Origin of the sequence: Streptomyces adelaidensis (assembly GCF_016598475.1) — a bacterium.
Lineage (GTDB): Bacteria > Actinomycetota > Actinomycetes > Streptomycetales > Streptomycetaceae > Streptomyces > Streptomyces adelaidensis.
In genome coordinates this window covers 1-22033 of the sequence record NZ_JAEMUX010000100.1, presented here as the reverse complement: position 1 = coordinate 22033, position 22033 = coordinate 1, and the positions used below count along the sequence as shown (strand labels likewise).

The following is a 22033-nucleotide window of genomic DNA, read 5'->3' as shown; positions in this document are numbered from 1 at the left end:
GCCGTCATGTTGATAAATCGGCCCAGTCGACGACGTACACGGGCTTCATGTCTCCGAAGGGACGGAGCAGCTGGGGCGGGGCGTAACACCTGGCGTCCGTCCGAAGCCGTCGTGGTGGCTTTTCCGACTCAGCCGTCGTACTGAAAGCGCGTCGTCTCACCGAGTACCGAGCGGGCGCTCTCGAAGTCGGCCAAACGGGCCGCCACCGTGGCCACGGCGAGGCGTTCCGGAAGAGCGGCGGAAAACTTCAGCCCGCGGACGGCCCGGCGGTCCACGTCGGGTAGGACGAGGTTCTCGCCGACGTTCTCACGGGCATCACGCCAGGCGGCCGGAGTGAGGTTCTCGCGCAGGCGCAGCCAGCTGTCGGTGGGCCGTTGCAGAGGGTCGGTGACCGACTGGAGGGTGGCGGCCAGGGTGGCATTGGCGCGGTAGCCGGACCAGGTCCACCAGCGTACGTCGGAGCCGACGCGCGTGATCAACGTGCCGCCCGGGTGGACGGTGTCAGGTGCGTCGGTCTCACGCTGTTCGGCCAGGCACGCCTCCGCACGTCGGGTGAGGGAGACCGGCGGGTCCGTACCCAGCAGCACCTCGCGCATGGCACGCGTCACGGCGTACGACAGTCCGGTGACGCCGCCGTTCATCCACTTGGCGATACCGCCGCTGTCCGCCGGCTCGACGAAGACGCGTTTGCGCAGCCAGTCGATGTACGTGACCTGCCAACTACGTCCACCGAGCAACAACCGCCTTGGGCCGGGACGTTCCTCCGTGAGTACGCTCGGGTCGGTGCGGCCGATCTCCGTGCGTCCGGACAGGACGGTGAACTGCGGAGGTGCGGTAAAGGAGGCGGTGAGTTCGATGAAGTGCCTTTTGCCGAAGCGGCGTTCCGCCTCGGGGCCGACGAACAGCATTCCACCGTCGCTGTCGAGGAAGCCCTCCTCGGTGAGGAAGCGCAGGATGGGGGCGGCCGACTTGTCGAAGGGGGCGAGGCCGTTCCACTGCCGGTCCCACAACTGGTCGCCGAGCTTGTGCTGTTGCAGGGTGACGGCAAGCAGTTGTTGGGCCACCAGGTGACGCGGCTCCGACGGGGGGACGACCGATTCCACCCAGCCCCGCGACCACAGCAGCAACAGGCCCGCTGCCTGCAGCAGCGTTTCCTTGCGGGTAGTGAGAAACAGACAGTTCCGCACAGTGCCGGGACGCCGGCCGGTGCGGCCGATGCGCTGCAGGAACGAGGCGACGGAGGCCGGTGAGTCGATCTGGATGACGCGATCCAGGTCACCGACGTCAATGCCGAGCTCAAGAGTTGACGTGGAGACGATGACGCAGTCGCGGGCCTCGGCGAACGCCTGCTCGGAACGCGTGCGTTCATCCACGGAGAGCGAGGCATGAGACAGGAAGACCGTCACCTCGCGCGCCCGGAGCGCCGCGCCAAGCTCCTCGACCTGGCGGCGAGAATCGCAGAAGACGAGTCGTTTCTCTCCCCTGTGCAGCGCCGCGATGAGTTTGGCAGCGTTCTCGAGGGAACCGACGTAGTCGAGTTCCACTTCGCCCGCAGGCCTGCGGGACGGCCCGGGGGTTGCTGTGTCGCCGGGTCCGTTGCTGTCGGTGGCCGGCAGGTGCACTCCAGGAGCGACGACCTGACCGGTGCGGCTGCCGACGCCCGCGCCTTGCAGCCAGTGCAGCAACTCGGCCGGATTGCCGACGGTCGCCGAGAGCCCGACGCGCTGGATGGGCCGTCCGGTGACCCGCTCCAGCCGTTCGAGCACGGCGAGCAGGTGCCATCCCCGGTCATCCGCTGCGAACGCGTGGACTTCGTCGATGACGACGGCCCGGACGCTTCCCAGCAGGCGGGCGTGGTCGGTCTTGACGCCGATCAGCACCGCTTCGAGCGACTCGGGCGTGGTCAGCAGGATGTCCGGAGCCTCGGCCCGAATGCGCTGCCGTTGCGATTCCTTGGTGTCACCGTGCCAGAGGGCAGCGCGTCGCCCCAGCCACTGGGCGTAGGAGTCGACACGGACGACCAGGTTGTTGAGAAGTGCCTTGAGCGGACATAGATACAGCACGGATGTACCGGTCCACTTCTGCTCGGTCATCGCCGACAGCAAGGGGAAGCAGGCCGCCTCGGTCTTGCCCCCCGCCGTCGGAGCCAGCAGTAAGGCGTCCTGCCCCTGCATGAGCGGCGTGATCGCTGCCCGCTGCAGGGGGCGCAGATCGGGCCAGCCGAGGGTGTTGACGATGTGATGCAGGACGACGGGGTCGAGTCGGTCCAGTACGTCGGCGTCCTCGTCACCCTGGTCTTTCCCGGCACGCAGTCCCGCGTCCGCCATCACAGCTCCAGCTCGATGTCATCGGCCGACGCGGAGTCTCCGGAGACCGTGGCGGCCAGGTTCCGCTCGACATCGGTGAGTTCGCTGCCGGCGACGGTGAGCCGGTAGTGCTGCCGGGGGTCGAAGTCGTCGAACTGGTCCACGCGGTCGAGTACGTCCCCGACGAGTTTCTTCAGGAAAAGCCGGGGAGCCACTCCGACCTTCCCGCCCAACGCACCGCCGACGGCCACCGCGAGGTCGGCGACATACGCGTCGTCGACGACCTTCCGCACGCGCTCGGGCATCTGTGCGGCGTCGGCGTACAGGTCACGGATGGTGAGGCCGAGTCCGACCAGGGACTCCTGGTTGAAGCCGGGAAGCCTGATCTGCACGGCGCGAGGGTTGTCGAAGCGCGGGTCGGTCGTGAAGTCGGTGGCCAGCCGCTGAGCGAGCGGGGCCAGGCGCTGTACGCCCTGCTGACCGTCGTAGAAGGCCGGGGTGCCAGTGATGACCAGATAGAGGCCGGGGAAGCGGCCCGAGTGCACCTCGTCGATGAGCTGCCGGAGCGCGTTGAGTGCCTTGTCGCGGGCGTCCGACCGGACCCGCTGCAGCGTCTCCACCTCGTCGAGGACGACGAACAGCCCGGTGTGCCCGGAGTCGCGCAGCACGGTGAGGAGCCCCTGCAGGAACCCGAGGGCGCCGAAGTGGTCAAGGTCGCCGCGCACCCCGGCCGACCGGCGGGCGGAGGCCGCGACGTGCGGCTGGCCGCCGAGCCACGCCAGGACGGCCGCAGCGGTCGCCTCGTCGCCGTCCGCGAGGGCGGCCCGGTAGCCGCGCAGAGCGGTGGCGAACGACGGGGCGTGCCGGGAGACCTCGGCGAGCCGTGCGGCGAGCAGCTTCTCGACCTCGCCCGGAAGCTCGCCCTCGGTCGCACCGGCCGCGAGAGCGTCCTCCTCCAGTGCGTAGAACCAGGCGTCGACCACGGGCCGCAGCGCGCTGGGAGGGAAACTGGCGGTGGTGAGCCGTTCGGTGAGCCGCCGGTAGACCGTCTCCAGCCGGTGGAGCGGGGTCTCGTTCTCCGAGATCTGGATCTCGGCCACGGCGAAGTTACGGCGCTTGGCCCGCTCCCCCAGCCAGCGGGTGAAGAACGTCTTGCCGGACCCGTACTCACCCCGCACGGCCTTGAACACGGAGCCGCCGGACGCCACGGCGTCCAGTTCCGCGTCCAGGGCCGCCTCGAACCGGTCGAGTCCGGTGGCCAGCAGGTCGAGTCCGCTGTCAGGTACGGCACCGCGCCGCAGCGCGTCGATGACGGTACGGCGGCGGGCGGCGCTCACCTGGGCGAGGCGCTGGGATCCGGTGGTGCTCACGGCAACCAGTCTTCCATTTCCGCAGGCACGCCAGTACGGGGACCGGAAGGTAGCCGTGGATCGGTCCGCGCTTCCCGCGGCATCGTGGCGAGGCGCCCACTTCGTTGAATCGGTTGACGGTCACCGGGAGACGCTGCTGGAATCACTCTCCGTACATACACGAGGGTGAGAGTGGGACGAACGTGGCGGCACTCGACAATGTGAAGCTGAAGGACGTACTGGCGGACGTGGCGTCAGGTTCCTTACAGTTGCCCGATTTCCAGCGGAACTGGAAGTGGGACGACGACCGGATCCGCGCCATCATCGCGACGGTGACGCTGGATTACCCGCTCGGCGTGGTGATGACACTGCAGACCGGCGGCGCCACCCGCTTCCGCTCCCGGACGCTCACCGGAGCACGTCCGGACGGCGATCCGGCCGCGGACCTCCTCCTGCTGGACGGGCAGCAGCGCCTCACCTCCCTCTTCCAGGCCCTGTGGCTGGACGCCCCGGTGGAGACCGCGGACGCCCGTGGCAAGCCCATCGAGCGCTGGTACTACGTCGACATCGCGAAGGCCGTCGGCCCGTCCGCGGACCGCGACGAGGCCATCCTGTCCGTCCCGGCGGACAAGGTGCTCCGCACCGACTTCAACCGCACGGTGGTGCTGGATCTGAGCACCACGAAGGGTGAGTGCGCGGCCGGTCTCTTCCCGCTGCACCTCGTCTTCGACGCTCAGCGCGTGAACCAGTGGATGATGTCGTACGTCAAGGCGGACGAGGACCGGAACTGGGCTCTGTGGGGCCAGTTCGACGAGTCGGTCCTCCAGCAGATCCGTGCCTTCCAGGTCCCGATGATCCGGCTGGCCGCCTCCACTTCCATGGACGCCGTCTGCGCGGTGTTCGAGCGGGTCAACACGGGCGGTGTGCCCCTGAACGTCTTCGAACTGCTCACCGCGACCTACGCCGGGGACCGCGAGTACGAGAACCGGACCGGGGACTACTACCAGCTCCCCCAGGTGTGGCGGGAGATCAAACAGGCGTTGGCGGCCAAGTACCCGGTCTTCGGCCGTCTGGACAGCGGCCTCGAGAACGGGCTGAGCAGCATCGACTTCCTGCAGGCCATCGCCCTGGTACGCACCTGGGAGCGGAAGCAGGCAGGCGCCGGGGCGACGGTGTCGTGCAAGCGCCGGGACCTGCTGGACCTCCCACTGGCCGACTTCGTCCGCCTGGCGCCGAAACTCGCCGAGGCTTTCGCCTGGGTGGGCGACTTCCTGGAACGGCAGTGCATCGTCCGCCCGAACGATCTGCCGTACAAGACTCAGCTCGTCCCGCTCGCGGCTGTCCGGGCCATCCTCGACACGGCACTGGACGGTCTGGGGTCGGAGGAGAAGACCGAGCAGTGGTACTGGTGCGGGGTCCTCGGCGAGATGTACGGCGGCTCCACCGAGACCCGCTTCACCCGTGACGTCGAGCAGTTCGTCCCCTGGATCGCGCACGACGAGCGGGCGCCCGACACCGTCACGGACGCCTTCTTCTTCGCCGACCGCCTCGACAGTCTCACCACCCGCAACAGCGCCGCCTACAAGGGCATTTACGCCCTGTTGATCAAGCAGGGGGCGGTCGATCTGCACTACACGGACAGCCCGCTCAAACCAGGCAGGCTGGACGAGTACGGCGTGGACGTCCGGCAGATCTTCCCCAAGACCTGGTTCCGGCGTGGCAACAGTGAGGGCCTGCCCACGAACTCCATCGTGAACAAGACCCCGCTGTCCTACCGTGCGGCGATGGACATGACCGGGGCGCCGGCGTCCTATCTGTCCACCATGGTCGCGGCCTCCGACATGCGACCCGAGTGGTTCGACGACGTACTCGCCACCCACCTCATCGATCCGGAAGCGCTCCGCGACAACGACTACGAGCGGTTCTACCGCGACCGTTCCAAGCAGTTGCAGGATCTCGTACAGGTCGCCATGGGCAAGAGGACGATGCTCCGTGACCTCGCCGAGGCCGACGCCCGATGACGACCTCACCGAGCGGGCTGGATCTCGCCGCGCTCAAGGGCAGGACCGTCCCCGTGCAGGACATTCTCGACCTGTTCCAGGTCAGAGTCCGCGACCACCGGACGGTGCACCGCATCTCGCAGGCACTCACGGACGCCGGCCTGACGACGCTGCCGGACTTCGCCGTGTGCGGCCAGCGCAGCAACGTCGACGTGGTGCCGCTCACATCCGTCCCCGCGCAGGCCGCCCCCGCTGACGTGGAGGAGGACGAGACCGAGGAGGCCCTGCCCTCGGCCGCCCTTCCGCAGCGTCTGCTGCTCGGGGACATCCCGTCGGCGCGGCGCGGCCTCGTGTCCGTCGGTCCCGGCACGCCCCTGCCGCAGGCCACGTTCCTGATGCGCACGAAGGGCGTCGCGCAGGTCCCGGTGACCACCGGAATGGCGCAGATCCACGGGGTCGTCACCTGGGGGTCCGTCGCCAAGATGTACGAGGCGGGCAAGCAGCCGACGCTGGACAACGCGATGGAGAAGGACTCCCTCCCGGTCGCCGACACCCGCCAGGAGTTCTTCTCCGCCCTGCCGGTCATCCGCGAACACGGGTATCTCCTGGTCCGGGGCGACGACGGCTGCCTCTCGGGCATCGTCACCGCGGCGGACGTCACGGACCGCTTCGAGGGCGCGGCGCGTCCGTTCTTCATCGTCGGGGAGATCGAGTCCCTGCTGCGCCGCTGCCTGGGCGCGGCGCTGGACGAGGAGACCGTCAAGGCTGTCCAGACGAACAAGAAGCCCGAGCACCGCACCGGGCAGGTCTCCGACCTCATGTTCGGCGACTACCTGAGGCTCCTCGACGGCGACCAGACGAAGACGTCGCTGGCCGAAAGCGCCGACGCCAACTGGGAAGCGCTGAAGTGGCCCAACATGCCCAGGGAACAGTTCATCGGCCGCCTGAAGCGAGTGAAGGACATCCGTAACCGGATCGCCCACTTCGACGAGAAGCCGCTTCCGCAGGAGCTGATCGACGAGCTGACGACGTTCGCGAAGGTGCTTCGGGCGTTCGTGGCCTGAGGCGGCTGGTGGCGGTCACGAGAGGTGGGCGTCAGGTTGGACCGGCAAGCGGTGAGTAAGCGCTCTTGGCCCGACGACATCCGGTACGCCGGCGCGGTGTGGGGCCGGTGTCCTCCGGGACACCGGCCCCTTGTGACGCGATCGGCAAACTGCCCGGTCAGGTCAGCCGACGAACTCGACCATGACGGTCGCCGTGCCGGGCACATGCGTGGCGTCGCCCGCGTAGGTGACCGTGTACTGGGGATACGTGTTCCAGTCGGGCGGGGTGTCACTGAAGTGGAAGGTGCCGTCCCGTGCGACCTTCACGTCCGGCAGCTCCACGCCGCTGCGCGTCACGGTGACCGTTCTGTGCTTGGGGAAGTGGATCAGGGAGGTCAGTTTCCCCGTCACGGTGACCGGCGTGCCGACGGGGTTCGTCGGTGGGGCGGACAGAGTGATCGTGCTGGATGCCTTGGCGACGTCGGTGACGATGTCGAGGATGACCTCGCCCGAGTAGGGGAAGCGGGTGGCGAACAGCCGGTTGCCGTCGGGCGCCCAGGCCACGCCCCGTTGAAGCAGATCCATGTACGGCCACGACAAGGCGACCGTGCGGTATGCGGTGGTCTCTCCCTGTCGGTAGAGGTAGATGTCCCAGTCCCCTCCCGCCACGATCCCCGCGGCGACCGTGCCGTGGGAGTCGACAGCGACGGAGTTGGGGTAGGGGCCCGTGTCGTACTGGGCCTCCTCCGTCAGGTCCGACAGGCGCCACCGCTGGTGGTAGTAGTTGGAGCCGTTCGCGGTGATCACACTGCTGCCGTCCGGCGTCACCGCCATGTCCTCGACATCTCCGACGGCGTCGCTGTAGGCGGTCTCCTGAAGCGTGCCGGAGCCCACGTCGTACACACGCATGCCCGCCGCGCCCTGGCTCTCCGCGGCGACGAGCCGGTCGGGCGCGCCCGGCGACGAGGCGAGCCGCGGCTTGCCGTACCAGACGGGGTTGTCGTCCAGGCGGACGGTCGGGCTCGCCTCGGCGATGGCGACCGACCCGATGCCGGCGTCGAAGACGGTGGCCTGGTAGCCGAAGAACAGCCGGTCGCCGGCGAGGGCTACGCTCTCCGGTTCGGTGTCGGTCCCGGTGGAGATGCGCCGCGTCTCGGTCAAGGTCGCGGTGTCGATGACGGAGATCGCGTCAGCGTCCGGGAGCGCCACGTACAGGGTGGACTCGTCGGCCGACTCGGCCATGCCCCGCGCCCCGTCGAGGCCCTCCACCTTCTTCACGACCTGCCCGTCGTGGTCGGTGGCCAGCACCGCGTCGTCGCCGGGCGAGCTGACATACACATGGCGGCTGTCGGCGAGGGTCTGCCAGTGCGACCGCAGGGGCAGGACGATGCTGCCCTGGGGTTGTGCCGCTGCCGTGCCGGGGGCACCGAGCAGATTGAACGACGCGGCCGCTAAGACCAGCGCGACACCCGCCGCACGTCTTCGTAAAGGCATCTTGGGAACTCCTTGGAGAACGGATCCGGCCGCACAGCGCGGGCCGACGGAACAACTGTATTGATCCGCACTGACATTGGGCCCGCAGGAAGATCGCGTGCGGAGCGCACGGCAGGCCACGGACTTGCTGCAGCCCAGCAGCTACAGCGGTACGAGTGGCGCTGACTGCGTCGAGTTCGTCGTCGCACCCGGCACCGTTCATGCCCGGGCTCGAAGAAGCACGAGTGAGACCTCTGCCTGGGAACAGCGAACCGCGAGCAGCGAACACACAGCTCGGGATGCCTTCAGGCGAACGCCAGAGGCACCCCGACCGCTGTCAGTTCGCCCCGAGGGCGAACTGCTCGCGCAGCAGCGCATCGTGGAGCCGTAGGGTGCGCCCGTCCGGCAGGGTCTCCAGCACCTGTACGCCGTCGTAGTTGAGGAGCTGCCGCAGGACCGCGGCGAAGCCGTCGCCCCGGGTGGTGGGCAAGCCCGCGCGCTGGGCGAGCGCGGTCACGGGCAGGGTGCCGCCCGCGTCGAGCAGGGCGGCGAGGGCCTTGTGGATCTGCTCCTGCTGCGGCTTGCGCGCCAGACCGTCGAGTTGACCCTGATACGTCTCCGAGCCGAGCAGCGCCGTCACGAGCACCTCTGTCCGGGAGACGACGGTCGGGGTGAGCAAGGCGTCGTCTCCCCCGGCGGTCAGCGCCACGTCGAACAGCGCGTCGGGCAGCGACTGCGGTGCGGGCTGCTTCTTGCGGGGCTTCGCCGTCGCCTTCTTCGGAGCCACGCCGGCCGGCTGAGCCGAACGCTCGTCCGATGCGGATCTCCCCGCCTCCTCCGGAGCCCACCAGGGTGGCCGCTGGTCCCCCAACTCCCGCCATCCCTTGGGCGGTTCCGCCCCGAACGGCAGGAAGGCCAGCACCGGGATGGTGAACTCCGCGAGGGACGCGCCGCCGTGGTATCCGGCTTTGAGAGCGGTGTAGCGGGAGTCCGCGTCCCAGAGCGCGACGATGGACGCGCCGGGCTCGGGCCAGACCACGCGCGGCCCGGAGAGGGCGATCTCCCGTTCGCCGAGCGGGCCGCCGCCGGGCAGGCGGTGGCGCGCGGACGCGGGTTCGGTGGCCGCGTCGACCTTCGTGCCGTGCCGGTCGACGACATGGCCGTGGTCGCTGGTGATGATGACCGCCATGCCCTGCGCCGCCGCCACCCGGAGCAGGTCACGCAGGCCGGGGACGTCGTCGACCCGCCAGGTCCCGTCGCCGAGTTTCTGTTCCTTGGCGAGGCGGTCGTCGATGGCGTTGAGGACGACGGCGACATGGGTCCTGCCGTCGGTGAGCGCTCCGGTGAGGGCCGGGCCGAAGGCGTCGCCCGCGGTCTCGGTGCGCAGGTCGTCCTTGTGGAAGACGGCGGCGGGTGCCCCGCCCCACAGCTTCAGCGCGGGGAAGATTCTCTTCTCGTCGGCCTGGGTGCCCTTCATCAGGGTGCCGGCGAAGAGCGACGTGCGGGACACGGCCGTCACGGTGGGGAGGGCGGCGGCCATCGCCCGCCGACGCGGAGTGTCCTCGGTCAGCGGGTCGAACTCCGCCCAGGAGCGGCGCAGTTCCTCGCCGAGTTCGTTCGCTATGGCCGCGCTCATGCCGTCGAGCACGAGCAACAGAGCCCGCCGCTCCTCCTCGCGCCGGACGACGGGCCCGACGACCCGGTCCAGGAAGGTCTCGACGGTGAGCATGCCGCCGGGCCGGCTGCCGTCCTGCGTCCAGCCGGCCAGCGAGCGCGCGAAAGACGCGTCGATCTGCCGCCGCCGGTCTCTGACGCGCGTACCCAGCGTGTCGTATGCGGCCTTGAGAACGGAGTCCGGGTCGCCGCCGGCCTCGATGTGCTCCAGGGCGAGGTCTGCCCAGCCGGTCTCGCTGATGTGACGCTTTATGGCGTCGCCGACGCTGGGTGCGTCGGCGGACGGGTCGGTGGCCAGCCAGCGGGCGAGGCGCTGCCCCATGCGGGCGCGTTCGATGCGGGCGGACTCCTCCGGGTCGGTGGCGAGTCTGTGGTCCGCGAGCCGTCCGACGGCCTCCGCGACCGCGGCCGTGTCGCCCGCCGCGAGCGCCTGGCCGATGGCGGTGAACCGGGCTTCCAGTCCGCCGCGCAGGACGGGGCTCGACGCGACGGCCGCCTCCGCGCCGAACTGGCGGGCGAGCACGGCGGCCCGGTCGAGCACGATGCCGCTGGTGCGGCGCGCCTCGCGGGCCTGGTCGGCGTCGATGCCGCCGCCCCTGTGTCCGGCCGTCAGCAGCGTGCTCACGTATTCCTCGGCGGACCGGCCGAAGACGCCCACCAGGGCGTCGAGTTGTTCCCCGAGAGCCGGGGGCTGGTCGCCGAGGTAGCGTTCGGCACGGCCCCGGGACTGATACGTCTCCGGGGCTGGTTCGGCGTGCTGCCACAGGGCCGCGCACACGAGGCCGAAGGCTGCGGCGTCCGAGCCGCGCTCAGCCTCGACGAGAGCGAGCAGAGCGCGTCCGGCGAGACCGGCCTGGTCCTCCTCGCCGAGGAAGGCGGTCAGTCCGGCGCGCTCGGGCCCCCGCAGGCCCAGCAGCCGCTCCGGGGCGCCTGGCCGGGTCGACCAGTGCAGCAGGGTCTGCGCGTCGAGCCGGTCTTCGCCGGGGCGTCGCGCGGTGCCCTCGGTGTCGTAGCGGCCGAGGCGCAGGCGGCGCTGGGCGAGCGCGGTGAGGGCGTACTGCCGGGACAGCCAGCCGCCGGGCACCGGCTGCCAACCGCCGGGCGGGGTGGCGTCGAGCAGGGCTTCGGCGGCCCAGTTGACGTCCTTCAGTCGCGGGTCGATCTGCCGGGCGCCGAACGCCTCCCGCACGACGTCCCAGCTGTCGACCATGTCGATGCGCTGCTTGTGGACGCGGGCGGTGATCGCGGGGTCGAGTTCGTTCTGCTCGCGGTCGGTGAGGACGACCAGGACGGCGGGGCCGGGGCGCCGGCCCGTCAGGTGGTCGAGGACGAGTTCGTGGACGGCGAGCGGTGAGGGAGCCGACGCGACGCCGGCCGTCCGGCCCTCGCCCCAGGCGGGTTCGGCGGGCCCGTCCCACTGGAGCGCGGCCCGCAGCAGCACGACCCGGCGCCTGCCCCCGCCGTCTCCGGTCAGGGAGGCGGCGAGCGACGACTGCGAGGACAGGTACTGGGTGACGGTCGCGGTGTTCAGCCGGACGGCGCCCGGGGCGGCGGCGACGGTCTCCGTCATTCGACGACCTTCCAGGTGATCTCGATCGTCGCGTCGGGGTGGCGGGCGGCCAGTTCGGACAGTTCCGCCTGGAGGTCGGCGGCGGCGCGTGCCACGGTCGTACGGCGGCCACCGGCCGTTCGCGCGGAGCCGCTGCCGGAAGAGGCCGGTGTGGGTGTCTCCGGCGGGGTGAAGGGGATCCGCGGATCGCTCGTCGGCCTGCCCAGGTCCATGTCGTCGGCCGTGGGCTGCGGCGCGACGGGAGGGGGCGGCGGGGTGGCGGCGGCCTGGCTGCGCTTCAGCAGGGCCACGACCTCGCGCTGAGTGCGGGCGAGCGCGTCGCGCAGGTCGGCGGTGCGCTGGTCGTCACGGGCCACGTTGCGCAGCGAGTCGAGCAGCGCCGCGCCTTCGGGGCCGAGTCCGGCGGCGAGTTCGAGGGTGCTCCAGGGCGCGGAGGCGATGGCCTCGGCGACGCTGCGGGCCTGCTTGATGGAGGTCCCGTACCGGTCGGCGCTGGTCTCGCCCAGGTCGAAGGAGGCTAGGGCCTCCACGGTCTTCTTCGCCCCGGCCGCACCCTTGCCGGCCTCCGCCGTCAGCGTGTCCAGCAGTTGCAGGGAGCGGCGGGCGAGGGCGAGCCGTCCGGTGTCGGCGGTCTGGTCGAGGCCGAGGAAGGTGGCGTGGGCCCCCAACTGGTGCACCAGGTCCGCCGCGTGGTCGCGGTGGGTGCGGGCGGCCTCGATGATCTGGCGGGCGAACTGGTTGATCATGCGCCCGCGCCACAGCGCCGGCGGCTTGGCGCCGAAGATCGTCTCGAAGCGCTGCCGCGCTGTGTCCCAGTCGGCTTCGGCGGGCCGCGGCTGGCTGCGCAGCGCGTCATGGTCCTTGATCGCGGACAGTTCGGGCGCGGGGTCGAGTACGGTGCCGCCGCGCACCCACACCCGGTCGTCCATCTCGGCGAAGGCGGCGACGACGAGCCGGGCGAGGAAGTCGGGCAGGCCGCGCGGGTCGGGTTTGTCCGTCCAGTCGGTCAGGGTGATCAGGGACAGGTCCCCGGTGGCGCCCTGGGCGCTGGCGAGCTGCCGGAAGTGGTCGGCCCAGTAGCGGGACAGCTCGAAGTACGCCTCCTTCTGCTGCCCGAGGCGCAGCGGCCCCGCGATCCGCTGCATGAGCCTGCGGTCGACGGCCGGGACCTCCACCCGCCCGTCACGCGCCTCGGCGGCGGCCCGCACATGGGTGAACACCTTGCGGGTGTCGGCGGATTTGACGGCGATGCCGGTGCCGTCGGCGTCGAGGTCGGGGTGGGCCGGGTACTGGTGGACGAGCAACTTGCCCGCGACATGCCGGATGCCGTCGTGCAGGCTCTGTCCGAAGGACAGGGTGAGGCCGTCCACGTCGGGCAGCGGGACGAGGTGGTCGTCGAAGTCGGGCACGACATCGGCGGCCTGCTTGTGGGCAAGCCCGTACGCCTGCTTGAAAGCGCCCTTGACCTGCCTGAGCAGAGCCTCGCGCTGGGTTTCGAGGAGGCCCTTGGCGCGGCTGCGGTTGTCGGCGTTGAGGTGGCCGGCGTACTGGGTGTCGAAGCGGTGCTCGTCGGCGAGTGCCTTGTCGATGACGACGAGACGCCGGAAGTCGGCGAAGCGCTGCGCGGACAGGTGGGCGGGCAGCCAGGCGACTGTGCGGGACCGCTCACCCTGCTGCCGCTCACGCAGCCGCTGCATCCGGATGGCGTCCTCGCGGGGTCCGTACTCGCCCTCGTCGAAGGGGAGGTCTATGGCGATACGCCAGCGGCCGTCCTCCTGGGGCATCAGGTCGTGGTCGGGCAGCTCGTCCTCGTCGGCGAGGTTGCCGAACACGATCTCGGCGGTGCGGGAGGTCCCGCGCCACACGAAGCCGAGCTGGTCGCTCAACTGCCCGTGCTCGACGCCCAGTTCCTCGGAAAGCAAACGCCGGGCGAGGGCGACCCGGTTGCCGGGGTTGTCGTTGACCTGGGCGTTGGCGATGACGGAGTCCACGTCGACGCCGGACAGCTCCAGCCGTACGCCGGGGTTGGCGTCGGTGCCGGTCTCCTTGATCTCGGGGAACCGGGCCGCCCACTCGGCCACCTTGTTCTTGATGATGCCGACCTCGGCGCCCGGGATGGGCGCGAGCACCGACCCGTGGTTGAGCGCGCCGAGCCGCCGGATGGTCAGCTCCGCCAGGGAGGGCACGCTGGGCGCGAGCGCGGACAGCAGCAGGGTGCACACGAGGCGGTTGTCGCCGACGAACAAGCGGCAGCGGTTGGCGCGCTGCGGGTCGGTGATGGACTCGGGCCGGTTGACGTACTGCTCGACGTCGTCCTCGGTGATGTCGTACGAGCTGAGGAGATAGGGCCGCAGCTTGGTCTTGTAGAGCTTGTCGGCGGCCTCGAAGACGACCTTCAGGCTGTCGGTGAACGGCTTGTCGCCGCCCTTCGCGATCACCGGGTAGAGGTCGCCGACGGGGATGAGCTGCCCGAGGCGGATCTCGCCCCGGTGGTCGGCGAGGAGTTCGCCCATCAGCTTCAGACCGGTACGGGAGCGCTGCAGGGCGGAGGAGATGTGGACAAGTGTGTCCATGAACGCCGGCGAGAACGGATACGTCAGCCGGAACGACTCCGCGTCCGCACCGGTGGTGCCCTTCTCCGAGCCGAGGAGGGTGTCCCAGACCTGGGTGCCGACCCGTTTGGTCTGCTCGAAGGCGGCGTCGACGAGCCGTTCCGCCTCGGCGTCCTTCGGCTTGAGGATGCGCGCGTGGGCGATCTGCGGGAGGTTGCGGTCCTCCAGGGTGATCTTGTCGAACCGGCCGGAGGCCAGGTTCAGGGTGTCCTGGATGGAGGCTTCCGCCGCGCCGGACACCTCTTCGCCGACGAGTTCACGCAGGTCGCGCTGGCGGGCGATGAACGACACGACGGGGATGGCGCGTCGGGCGTCGCCGCCCTCCACGAAGTTCGTGATCTTGCTGGCCTCGCGGGCCACGAACTTCTGCTCGTGGATGAGGGTCGCGAGCCAGAGGATCAGTTCGTCCAGGAACAGGATCAGGCCGTCGTAGCCGAGCGACTTGGCGTGTTCGGCGATGACGGACAGGCCGGCGTCGAGGGAGATGAAGCCGTGCTCGTTCTCTGCGGCGTTCCTGGCGAAGCCGGGGAAGAGGTTGGTGCCTGCGTCGTTGACCAGCTTCGCGCGCAGCTCGGCCGGGGTTGAGGGATTACGGAGGTTGAGCGGGGTGCCCCCCTCATGGTTCTCCTCGGCGGCGAGGGCGGTGTCGAGGAGCTGCGCGGTCCAGCCGAAGCCCTCACCCCACTCGTCGGTCTCGCCGTCGCCCGCGTCGCCGCCACCTCCCAGGCCACGGATGACCGCCTCGTCACCATAGGTGGCACGGTTGGCCCGGATGTCGGCAAAGAGGGAGTCGGTCCGGTACACCTGCGGGGTCGGAGCGTCCGGGTGCAGTTTCTTGACGTGCGTGACGTACCCGCCGAGCACCCGCTGTTCGAGGGCCTTCGCGCCGAGCATGTGGTACGGCACGAGCAGGAACCTCTTGCCGTCCGTGGTCAGCCACTCCTGCTTGGTCAGCACCGGGTCGAACTCGGTACGGGCACGGGCGGCCGGGTCCCCGCTGAGCAGCGCGTACAGCACGGCCATGAAGTGCGACTTACCGGAACCGAACGAGCCGTGCAGATAGGCCGCCTTGGAGCGGTGCCCGTCGAGCGAGGACTTGATGAGCGCCAGCGCCTCGTCGAAGTTCTCCAGCAGCCGCTCGGTGACGACGTAGTCCTTGAGCGCCTTCTGGGCGCCCTCGGGTGTCGTCGCCTCGGCAAGGGACAGCACGAAGTCCGAGGTGGAGATGTTCTCCTTGATGTCGATGACATCGCGGAGGAGGGGCGGCTGCTGGGCCATTACCGGTCACGCTCTCCATCTGGCGGGCTCTCCCGCCGTTTGTACTCGATCATGTGACATGCCTGCTGTCAGCTGGTTACCCGACCCACCCCTCGGTATGGTCGATGGTATGGCAACCAAGAAATACACGGTGACTCTCCCCGAGGAGCTTGCCGAGGCCATCCGGGCCGAGGTCGGCCCCGGCGGCTTCAGCCGCTATGTCACGCACGCCATAGAGCGCCAGCGGGAGCGGGAGCGCCTCAGCGAGGCGGTCGACTGGTGGGAGAAGGAGTACGGCGAGGTCACCGAGGCCGAGATGGCCGAGGCGGAGGCCGAGCGCCGGGAGATCGAGCGCAGGCATGCGGAACTCGCCCGCGCCGAGCGTGCCGCAGCCGAGAAGGCACCTGAGCGGTCTCGGAACGCCGCGTGACGAGCGAGGTGGTCTACCTGCTCGACAGCGAGGGTCTGTCCCAGTGGGTCCGAGGGGAGCGCCGAATGGGCATGCGCATCAAGGACGCCCTCAAGGCCGGCATCCGCGTCATGACCACATCGATGACCTTGATCGAGGCTTACGACCCGACGCGCTATCTCCCGTCCTGGCAGTGGGCGCTCTCCCAGATTCACGTCCAAGCGGTGACCGAGGAGGTCGCCGGCGAGGCGATCCGCCTCCTCAAGGAGACGGGCCTGCACGGCCACAAATACGCCATCGACGCGGCCCTCGCCGCCGTCGCACTGCGGCAGCCCGGCCCGGTCACCGTGTTCACGTCCGACGAGGACGACATGCGCAAGCTGTGCGCCGACCGCGTGGTCGTCGTGAAGCTCTGAGCCGAGCACGGCCCCGTCCCCCTTCGCGTTCCTCGGCGCGCCCGCAGTCCTCTTACGCCCGGCCGGAGCACACCGACCAGACGTACGTGGTGCGGTCTACGGCCCTGGCCCGAGGCCGGCCACCACTCCAGAGCGTAGGGGAGAATCCGGAAACACGGGTAGGCGGCGATACCCGCGACGTGCCAATCCTACGGACGTCCGCACAGTGAGCATCGCGCGGGGAGAGACCGCGAGATCCGGAACGCGCCGTCGCCGCATCCCGCTGTCATCCGCCATGCGGTTGCGGTGGGCGCCATCGACCCGATCGGTACTCGTCCAGCAACCGACGGCTCGCGACCGTGAAGGGATGCTCGGGGCCCAGGCCGCGTTCCCGCCGCTCGACGACGTCGGTCATCAGCGCGATCCCCTCCTCCACATGTCCGAGCGCGGCCCGGGTGCGGGAGAGGAGTTGCCGGGCGGCGAGCACGATCGGGTACTCGGGCCCGAAGCGCCGCACATACGTCTGGGCGACCCGCTGCATCTCACGGTCGGCCTCGTCGAAGCGGCCCAGGAGGTACAGCGCCCAGGCGTGGTTGTGTCCGGCGCCGAGTGTCACGGTGTGGTCGGGGCCGAGGGACCGATCGCATTCCGACGGCAGCGTGAGCAGTGTGCCGCCTTCCTCTGTGACCACTTCGGCAGCGGGCAGCATCTCCAGCAGGCTGGCGCGGGCCCGCAGGGTCAGCGGATGCGTGGGGCCCAGCGCCGAGCGCCGCCCGGCGACGGTGTCGCGGAGCAGCGCGACGGATTCCTCGCGTCGGCCGAGGTTCGCCAGCACGAGCTGGAGGCCGTAGCCGCTGTCCATGGTGTCGGGGTCGTCGGAGCCGAACAGGCGCTCCTGTGCGTCCCGGACGGCGCGGAGCGCCGCTTCGGCTTCGGCGTACCTGCCCAGCCGGAACAGTGCCCGCCCCGCCCTGGAGCGGGCGGCGAGGACCGTACGGTGGTCCGCGCCGAGGAGTCGCTGTGCGAGGTCCGCCGCGCTTCGGGCGGTCTCCCAGGCGGAGAGGTAGTCACCGGTCCGGTGCAGGGCGACCGACAAGCGCGTCGCGACGGCCAGGGCGTCGGCGGCGGACGGCCCGCCGATGTGACTCAGCAGGGCCAGCGCGTGAGGTACCAGCAGGCGCAGTCGCGGATTGTGCGGGCCTGCGTCGGGTACGCCGGGCACGGCCGCGTCGAGCAGCCGGACGGCTGTCGCGTCGAGGGCTGGCACCAAGTCTGTGGGCGTCGCCGCCGAGACGCTGTCGAGGAGGATGCCGTGACTCTGTACGCAGCGTGTGCCGGCGGCGTCGACCAGTTCGGACAGCGACTGGTCGAGAAGAGCTCTGAGAGCTGTCTCGGTGCGGGCACGAGGCAGTACGGCGCCGATGTCCGCGTGGTTGAGCAGGGTCAGCGGCAGCGGTTCGGCGGCGAACCGGGCCAGCAGCCTGAGCAGAGCCGCCGCTTCGGGCAAGCCGCGTGCTTCGAACGCGTCGAGGGTCAGCTGCCAGGTCAGACCGACCAGATGCCGGGGGTCCGCTTCGGACAGCGCGTCGGCTCCCCGGTCGATCAGCTGGACCCGTTCGTCTCCGTCGAGCTGATCCCCGTAGGCGTCCATCGTCCAGGGGTCGATGACCTGGTGGGAGAGGAAGCCGCCCGCCAGGGTGAGGGCCAGGGGCAGCCGCCCGAGCCGGTCCGCGACGCGCGCTGCCTGCGCCGTCGTACCGCTGTGCGGGGCGAGATCACGCAGCACGAGCGCGGCGTCCTCACGGGGCAGTACGCCGATGTACTGCAGCTCGGCGCCCGGCCACCACCGGGCCGCCGCTCGCCGTGTGGTCACCAGAACGGTGCCGCGCGGGCTGGTGCGCAACCAGTTGCCGTCACGCAGGATCTCCGGCTCGTCGGTGTTGTCCAGGACCAGTAACCAGGGTTCGGCGGAACGGTCGAGATACGTCCAGACGAGATCGGCGGCAGGCCTGAGCCCGTTGCGTGCGGCGAGCAGTTCACCGTCGCCCGCCCCTCGGTCGGCGGCGACGGCGAGCATTCCGGCGCGCAGGCTCGCACGGTCGGAGGCGTTGACCCACAGGCCCACCCGGCCCTGTTCCACGGCGGCCTCCTGGAAGAGGGCGCAGGCGACCGCCGTCTTGCCCGAGCCGCCCATGCCGTACAGCACGTAGACCTGGCCGCCGCGCTCCGCCTCGACACTCGCCCGCAGGCGTTCCATCACCTCACTGCGGTCGCGGAGCGCGACGGGAGGCCTGCCGACCGCCGGGTGTCGCACCGAGTCCGGTCCGCCGTGCTCCGGCCCGTCACCGCCGTAGTGGTGGTGTTCGCTGATGTGCTGGTCACCCCGCGACTGGTAGACACGTCCCTGGTCCTCGGCGTGGCCGTCCGTCCCGCCCGTCATCGCTCTGCGATGTGCTGGTCACGTCCCGCTTGGAAGACCCGGGCCTCACCGGACGCGGTGGCGTGCTGGGTGATCTGCCGGGTAGCCGAGCCACCGGGATCGAGTTGGTCCAGCAGTGCGCGCAGTTCCTCGACGGCGGCGGGCTCGGCTACGAGCAACCTCCGCACCAACCCCTGCCACTGAAGGCGTAGTTCCTCCAGGGTCTCCTCGTCACCCGCCGCCACGGCAGCCAGCCCGTCCTCACGACTGGCCTCCAGCTCGGCGGCGACGGTCTCGGCGCGTTCGGGTTGCGTCCGGCGCCAGAGCCGCGTGACCCCGTCACGCGCGTGGTACCAGGCATCGGTCGCCATCAACGCGATCAAGGTCGTCCCCGCGCTCTGTGCCAGCAAGGTCACTTCTGGGTCCACAGCCGCCCCTCCGTTCACCCGATTATCCGACGACACAGATGGGAAGTGTCACCTGACGGGCATTGGCCTGATTTTCTTTCCGATCAATATCATTCCAGCCCTGAGCGACATGAGACAAGGAGGAATCAATCCTCGCCATTACCCCTGCGGGCCTGGTTCTAACACAGGGTCGGACGGGTAAGTTTCACGCTACAGTGAGACGTCCCGATCGATCGAGGAGGCGACGGAAATGGCCAGGCCATGGGAAGCAGATCCGGACACAGGTTTCAAACAGCGCCTGGGAAAAACACCCCAGGAGCTCGGAAACACAACCGGAACTCCTGACTGCCCGGACATCTGGGAACTCACGAACGGCGACATCGCCGTCATCGGCCGGGACCTCACCCAGTCACTCGGCGGGAACCTGCCCGACGGGGTCTCGATCGGGTCGGACGAACGCCTCGTGGTCATCCCCAGGAACATGCTCATCGCAGCGAAACCGGACATCCCCAGTGTTTGACTCCTTCCCCCGCAGCACCTCCGAACGCCTGGACCGCCCCACGTACCACGCGGACTTGAGCCGGGTCTACGCCGGCGGGGTCGGCTTCCTCAACAAGCTCGAGCGCGGCCAGCACTTCAAGGAACGCGGCTTCCCGAGCTGGGAGGCGTTTGCCGACGGCGACTGGGAGAGGGCCCTGTCCCTGGCCGACGAGAGGCGCGAGGACTACGCCCAGGAACTCGGCCAGGCATCGCGGTCAGGCGTCACACACCGTCGCCTTCGGGTCGTGGAATTCCCGATCACGCCGTATGTGCAATGGGAGTTGTTCGTCCTGCGGGTACGCGTGGACCTGGGCGACGACATCAGGATTCTCGACGCGCACGATATTTCGAACATCGAGCGGAGTCGTCCGGTTCCAGAAGTGGTGATTCTTGGCGATGCGGCCATGTATGAGGTCGTTTACGACGAGGACGGGAATGCGGCCGGAGCCAACCGTTACACCGACCGCTCACTGATCCGGGAAACGAACGTCGGATTCGATGCGCTTTATGAGCGGGGTGAGGAATTCCACGATTTCTTCGACCGGGAGATCGTCACCCTGCCCCCGCCGCAGATGTCCGGTGCTACGACGGGTTCTCGCGGTTCGCGATGATCAGCGGGGTGGGATGACGAGCGAGCGCTCAACCTCAGGAGACGCGCTTGCGGTGTCAGGGCTGGGGCTCCTCCAGCTTGATGGTGGTGGGGTCCGCGCTGTGCTGCTCAGCGTGTGCTGTGGTGAAAGGCCCGTCGTCTTCCACGACTTCGCCGTCCACGACGCCCTCATCCGCCACTCGGTGTGACGGTTCCGCCAGTGGCAGGCTCGAGAGGTGACTCCTGAGCCTGCGAGCCATCGGAAGGAAGGTCGCAAGAGTGAGCCCGCCGGAGACAACGGCCCCGATGAGAGGGATGGCCTTCGAGACGCTCTTCGCGAAGGACTGCTTCGTCATCTGGACGCCGAGGTATGCCGCGACCTTTTTCACTATCGGGTAGATGACACCTTGGGTGAGTGCCTTCTGGGGCAGCTTCTTGGCGACCTGCTCCGCCATCATCCCGGCGACCTTCCCCACAGCGGCGTTCGCCGACTGGGTGCCGAACATTCACGCCGAAGAACAGCGTGAGCACCCCCATGGTCGCGTCGTCGACATCGTCGCCGTCGTCGGAGAACAGATCGGGCCAGCTGTAGAGGTACGCGAGTTTCTGCGCGATACGCACCATGTGGCCGAAGTACTGGGCCACGTCGGCGGGAACAGTGACGGGAAGGGCGAGGATGCCGGGTATCCCGGCAGCCGCGGAGAGAGCGCTGACCTTGGCGGTTTCGTAGCGGATGGAGTCGTTGGCCACTTTGTCGAGAACCTCGACACTGATACCGGCCGCAGCGGGGGACTCTTCTACCGCTCTTCGGATGTCGTCCTCGGAGCAGTGGCGAGCCAGCGCACTTCGGAGGTACGCCTCCCTGTTGATGCGCACACCCGGAAGCTTTGCTGCCGCCAGCAGCACCGTGGAGAAGCGCGACTCGGGGTTCTCGACGCCTTTGCCCTGTTTCATAGCAGGAACCTACAGTAATTCCACACTCCAAGAGCCGTACTGTGTCGGACCCGTTGGGGCCTCATTGTGTGAGTGACGGTGGCGTGCGGGCTGGGTCCGTCACGATGTCGATCGTCGCCTGGGAAAGGGACCGCCGTCGCGAACCGGCCGCCTCTGTGCGGAAGTTGATCGTCGTGCTAGCCAACGCCGGTGCGGCGCCCGGTGAGCAAGGCACCGGGGCTGCTGAAGGTGCTGCGGAGGCGGACATGCGCAGGGCCCTCGGCAAGGATTCGCCCGCCGAGGGCCCTGCCCTGTCAGAGTGCCGCGAACTCGACGAACGCGGTCCACGCCGTGGGGTCTACGGCCAGGGCGGCGCGGGTTGTGTCCTTTGAGTCGCGGACGTGGACCCTGGCGGGGCGGGCGGCGACCTCAACGCATTCGCCGCCCGAGCCCGTGCTGTAACTGCTCTTGTACCAGGCCGACTCAGGTACCGGCTTCATAAGCTGTTGGGCGTTCATCTCTCTCCAAGCAACTTCTCGATGAGGGCCAGTGACTCGCGCGGAGTGAGCGCCTGGGCCCGAAGGATGCCGTACTGCTCTTCCATCTCCCGTACCTGCCTCCGCTCCGTGTAGAGACGGCTGTCCTTGTACGCCTCCACGTAGGCGATCCTCTGCCCTTCGTGCGTCTCGATCAAGGTGAAGGGACCGTCCAACCCAGCATGCTCATCGCGCTCGATCGGCATCACCTGGATTTCCACGTTACGCCGGTGCCCATGCAGCAGAATCTGCTCCAACTGGCCCTGCATCACGCCCCGTCCGCCAAGCGGTCGCCGTAGAACGAACTCCTCAATGACAAAGCTGATGGTGGGCATCGGGGTCCGAGAGAAGATCTCCTGGCGCGCCAGGCGAGCGGCGACCCGATGGTTGATGGTCTCCTCGTCCAGTAGCGGCCGCCACATGGAGAACACCGCTCGCGCGTACTCCTCCGTCTGCAGCAGCCCTGGTACTGCCTTCGTCGCGTACAGGTGCAGGGCTGCAGCCTTGGCCTCCAACTTAGT

The 22033-nt window shown here is 69.3% G+C and carries 15 protein-coding genes and 1 pseudogene; 6 read left to right on the top strand and 10 right to left on the bottom strand.

Annotation, left to right across the window (positions count from 1 at the left end):
* Positions 1-128 precede the first annotated feature (128 nt).
* Complete coding sequence (locus I8N67_RS35710) at positions 129-2327, bottom strand: DEAD/DEAH box helicase (protein WP_200308444.1); 2199 nt, start codon at positions 2325-2327, stop codon at positions 129-131.
* Positions 2327-3676, bottom strand: a complete 1350-nt coding sequence (gene brxD, locus I8N67_RS35705; protein ID WP_200308443.1) for a BREX system ATP-binding protein BrxD — start codon at positions 3674-3676, stop codon at positions 2327-2329. Before brxD ends, I8N67_RS35710 begins: the two co-directional genes overlap by 1 nt.
* Positions 3677-3858: 182 nt before the next feature.
* Between brxD and I8N67_RS35700 the strand changes: the two genes are divergently transcribed.
* On the top strand, positions 3859-5676 hold the full coding sequence (locus I8N67_RS35700) for a DUF262 domain-containing protein (protein ID WP_200308442.1): 1818 nt from the start codon (positions 3859-3861) through the stop codon (positions 5674-5676).
* Positions 5673-6719: a CBS domain-containing protein gene (locus tag I8N67_RS35695; protein ID WP_200308441.1), complete on the top strand. Its 1047-nt coding sequence runs from the start codon at positions 5673-5675 to the stop codon at positions 6717-6719. The genes I8N67_RS35700 and I8N67_RS35695 overlap by 4 nt, the downstream gene beginning before the upstream one ends.
* 162 nt (positions 6720-6881) lie before the next feature.
* Here I8N67_RS35695 and I8N67_RS35690 read toward each other — a convergent pair whose 3' ends face one another.
* From I8N67_RS35690 to pglY, 3 genes are all read right to left on the bottom strand, one after another.
* Entirely contained in the window at positions 6882-8192 is a 1311-nt protein-coding gene (locus tag I8N67_RS35690) for a hypothetical protein (protein ID WP_200308440.1), read from the bottom strand.
* 316 nt (positions 8193-8508) lie between these two features.
* A complete protein-coding gene (gene pglZ / locus I8N67_RS35685; protein ID WP_200308439.1) occupies positions 8509-11415 on the bottom strand; it encodes a BREX-2 system phosphatase PglZ in 2907 nt (968 codons plus the stop codon).
* Positions 11412-15305 carry a BREX-2 system ATPase PglY gene (pglY, locus tag I8N67_RS35680; protein ID WP_200308438.1) on the bottom strand — a complete coding sequence of 1298 codons (3894 nt, stop codon included), beginning with the start codon at positions 15303-15305 and terminating at the stop codon, positions 11412-11414. Before pglY ends, pglZ begins: the two co-directional genes overlap by 4 nt.
* A gap of 109 nt (positions 15306-15414) precedes the next feature.
* Between pglY and I8N67_RS35675 the strand changes: the two genes are divergently transcribed.
* The gene (locus I8N67_RS35675) at positions 15415-15714 is read left to right on the top strand and encodes a hypothetical protein (protein WP_200308437.1); all 300 of its coding nucleotides are present in this window, start codon (positions 15415-15417) and stop codon (positions 15712-15714) included.
* Complete coding sequence (locus tag I8N67_RS35670; RefSeq protein ID WP_200308436.1) at positions 15711-16109, top strand: hypothetical protein; 399 nt, start codon at positions 15711-15713, stop codon at positions 16107-16109. Before I8N67_RS35675 ends, I8N67_RS35670 begins: the two co-directional genes overlap by 4 nt.
* A 265-nt stretch (positions 16110-16374) precedes the next feature.
* Here the strand turns inward: I8N67_RS35670 and I8N67_RS35665 are convergent, their stop codons facing one another.
* Both I8N67_RS35665 and I8N67_RS35660 read right to left on the bottom strand, forming a co-directional pair.
* Positions 16375-18528, bottom strand: a complete 2154-nt coding sequence (locus I8N67_RS35665) for a tetratricopeptide repeat protein (protein WP_200308435.1) — start codon at positions 18526-18528, stop codon at positions 16375-16377.
* The gene (locus tag I8N67_RS35660; protein ID WP_200308434.1) at positions 18525-18935 is read right to left on the bottom strand and encodes a hypothetical protein; all 411 of its coding nucleotides are present in this window, start codon (positions 18933-18935) and stop codon (positions 18525-18527) included. The genes I8N67_RS35665 and I8N67_RS35660 overlap by 4 nt, the downstream gene beginning before the upstream one ends.
* A gap of 229 nt (positions 18936-19164) precedes the next feature.
* Here I8N67_RS35660 and I8N67_RS35655 point away from each other — a divergent pair, with 229 nt between their 5' ends.
* Together I8N67_RS35655 and I8N67_RS35650 are read left to right on the top strand one after the other, a co-directional pair.
* Positions 19165-19434 carry a hypothetical protein gene (locus tag I8N67_RS35655; protein WP_200308433.1) on the top strand — a complete coding sequence of 90 codons (270 nt, stop codon included), beginning with the start codon at positions 19165-19167 and terminating at the stop codon, positions 19432-19434.
* Positions 19427-20065, top strand: coding sequence for a DUF6879 family protein (locus tag I8N67_RS35650; RefSeq protein WP_200308432.1), 639 nt, complete (start codon positions 19427-19429; stop codon positions 20063-20065). The genes I8N67_RS35655 and I8N67_RS35650 overlap by 8 nt, the downstream gene beginning before the upstream one ends.
* 55 nt (positions 20066-20120) lie before the next feature.
* Here I8N67_RS35650 and I8N67_RS35645 read toward each other — a convergent pair.
* The 3 genes and pseudogenes from I8N67_RS35645 to I8N67_RS35635 all read right to left on the bottom strand — a co-directional run.
* Positions 20121-20997, bottom strand: a pseudogene (locus tag I8N67_RS35645) (hypothetical protein).
* A 293-nt stretch (positions 20998-21290) separates the two neighbouring features.
* Complete coding sequence (locus I8N67_RS35640) at positions 21291-21476, bottom strand: DUF397 domain-containing protein (protein WP_372443878.1); 186 nt, start codon at positions 21474-21476, stop codon at positions 21291-21293.
* Between the two features lie 14 nt (positions 21477-21490).
* Positions 21491-22033 (bottom strand): DUF5753 domain-containing protein (locus tag I8N67_RS35635; protein WP_234046816.1); only part of this gene is annotated, 543 nt, incomplete at its 5' end.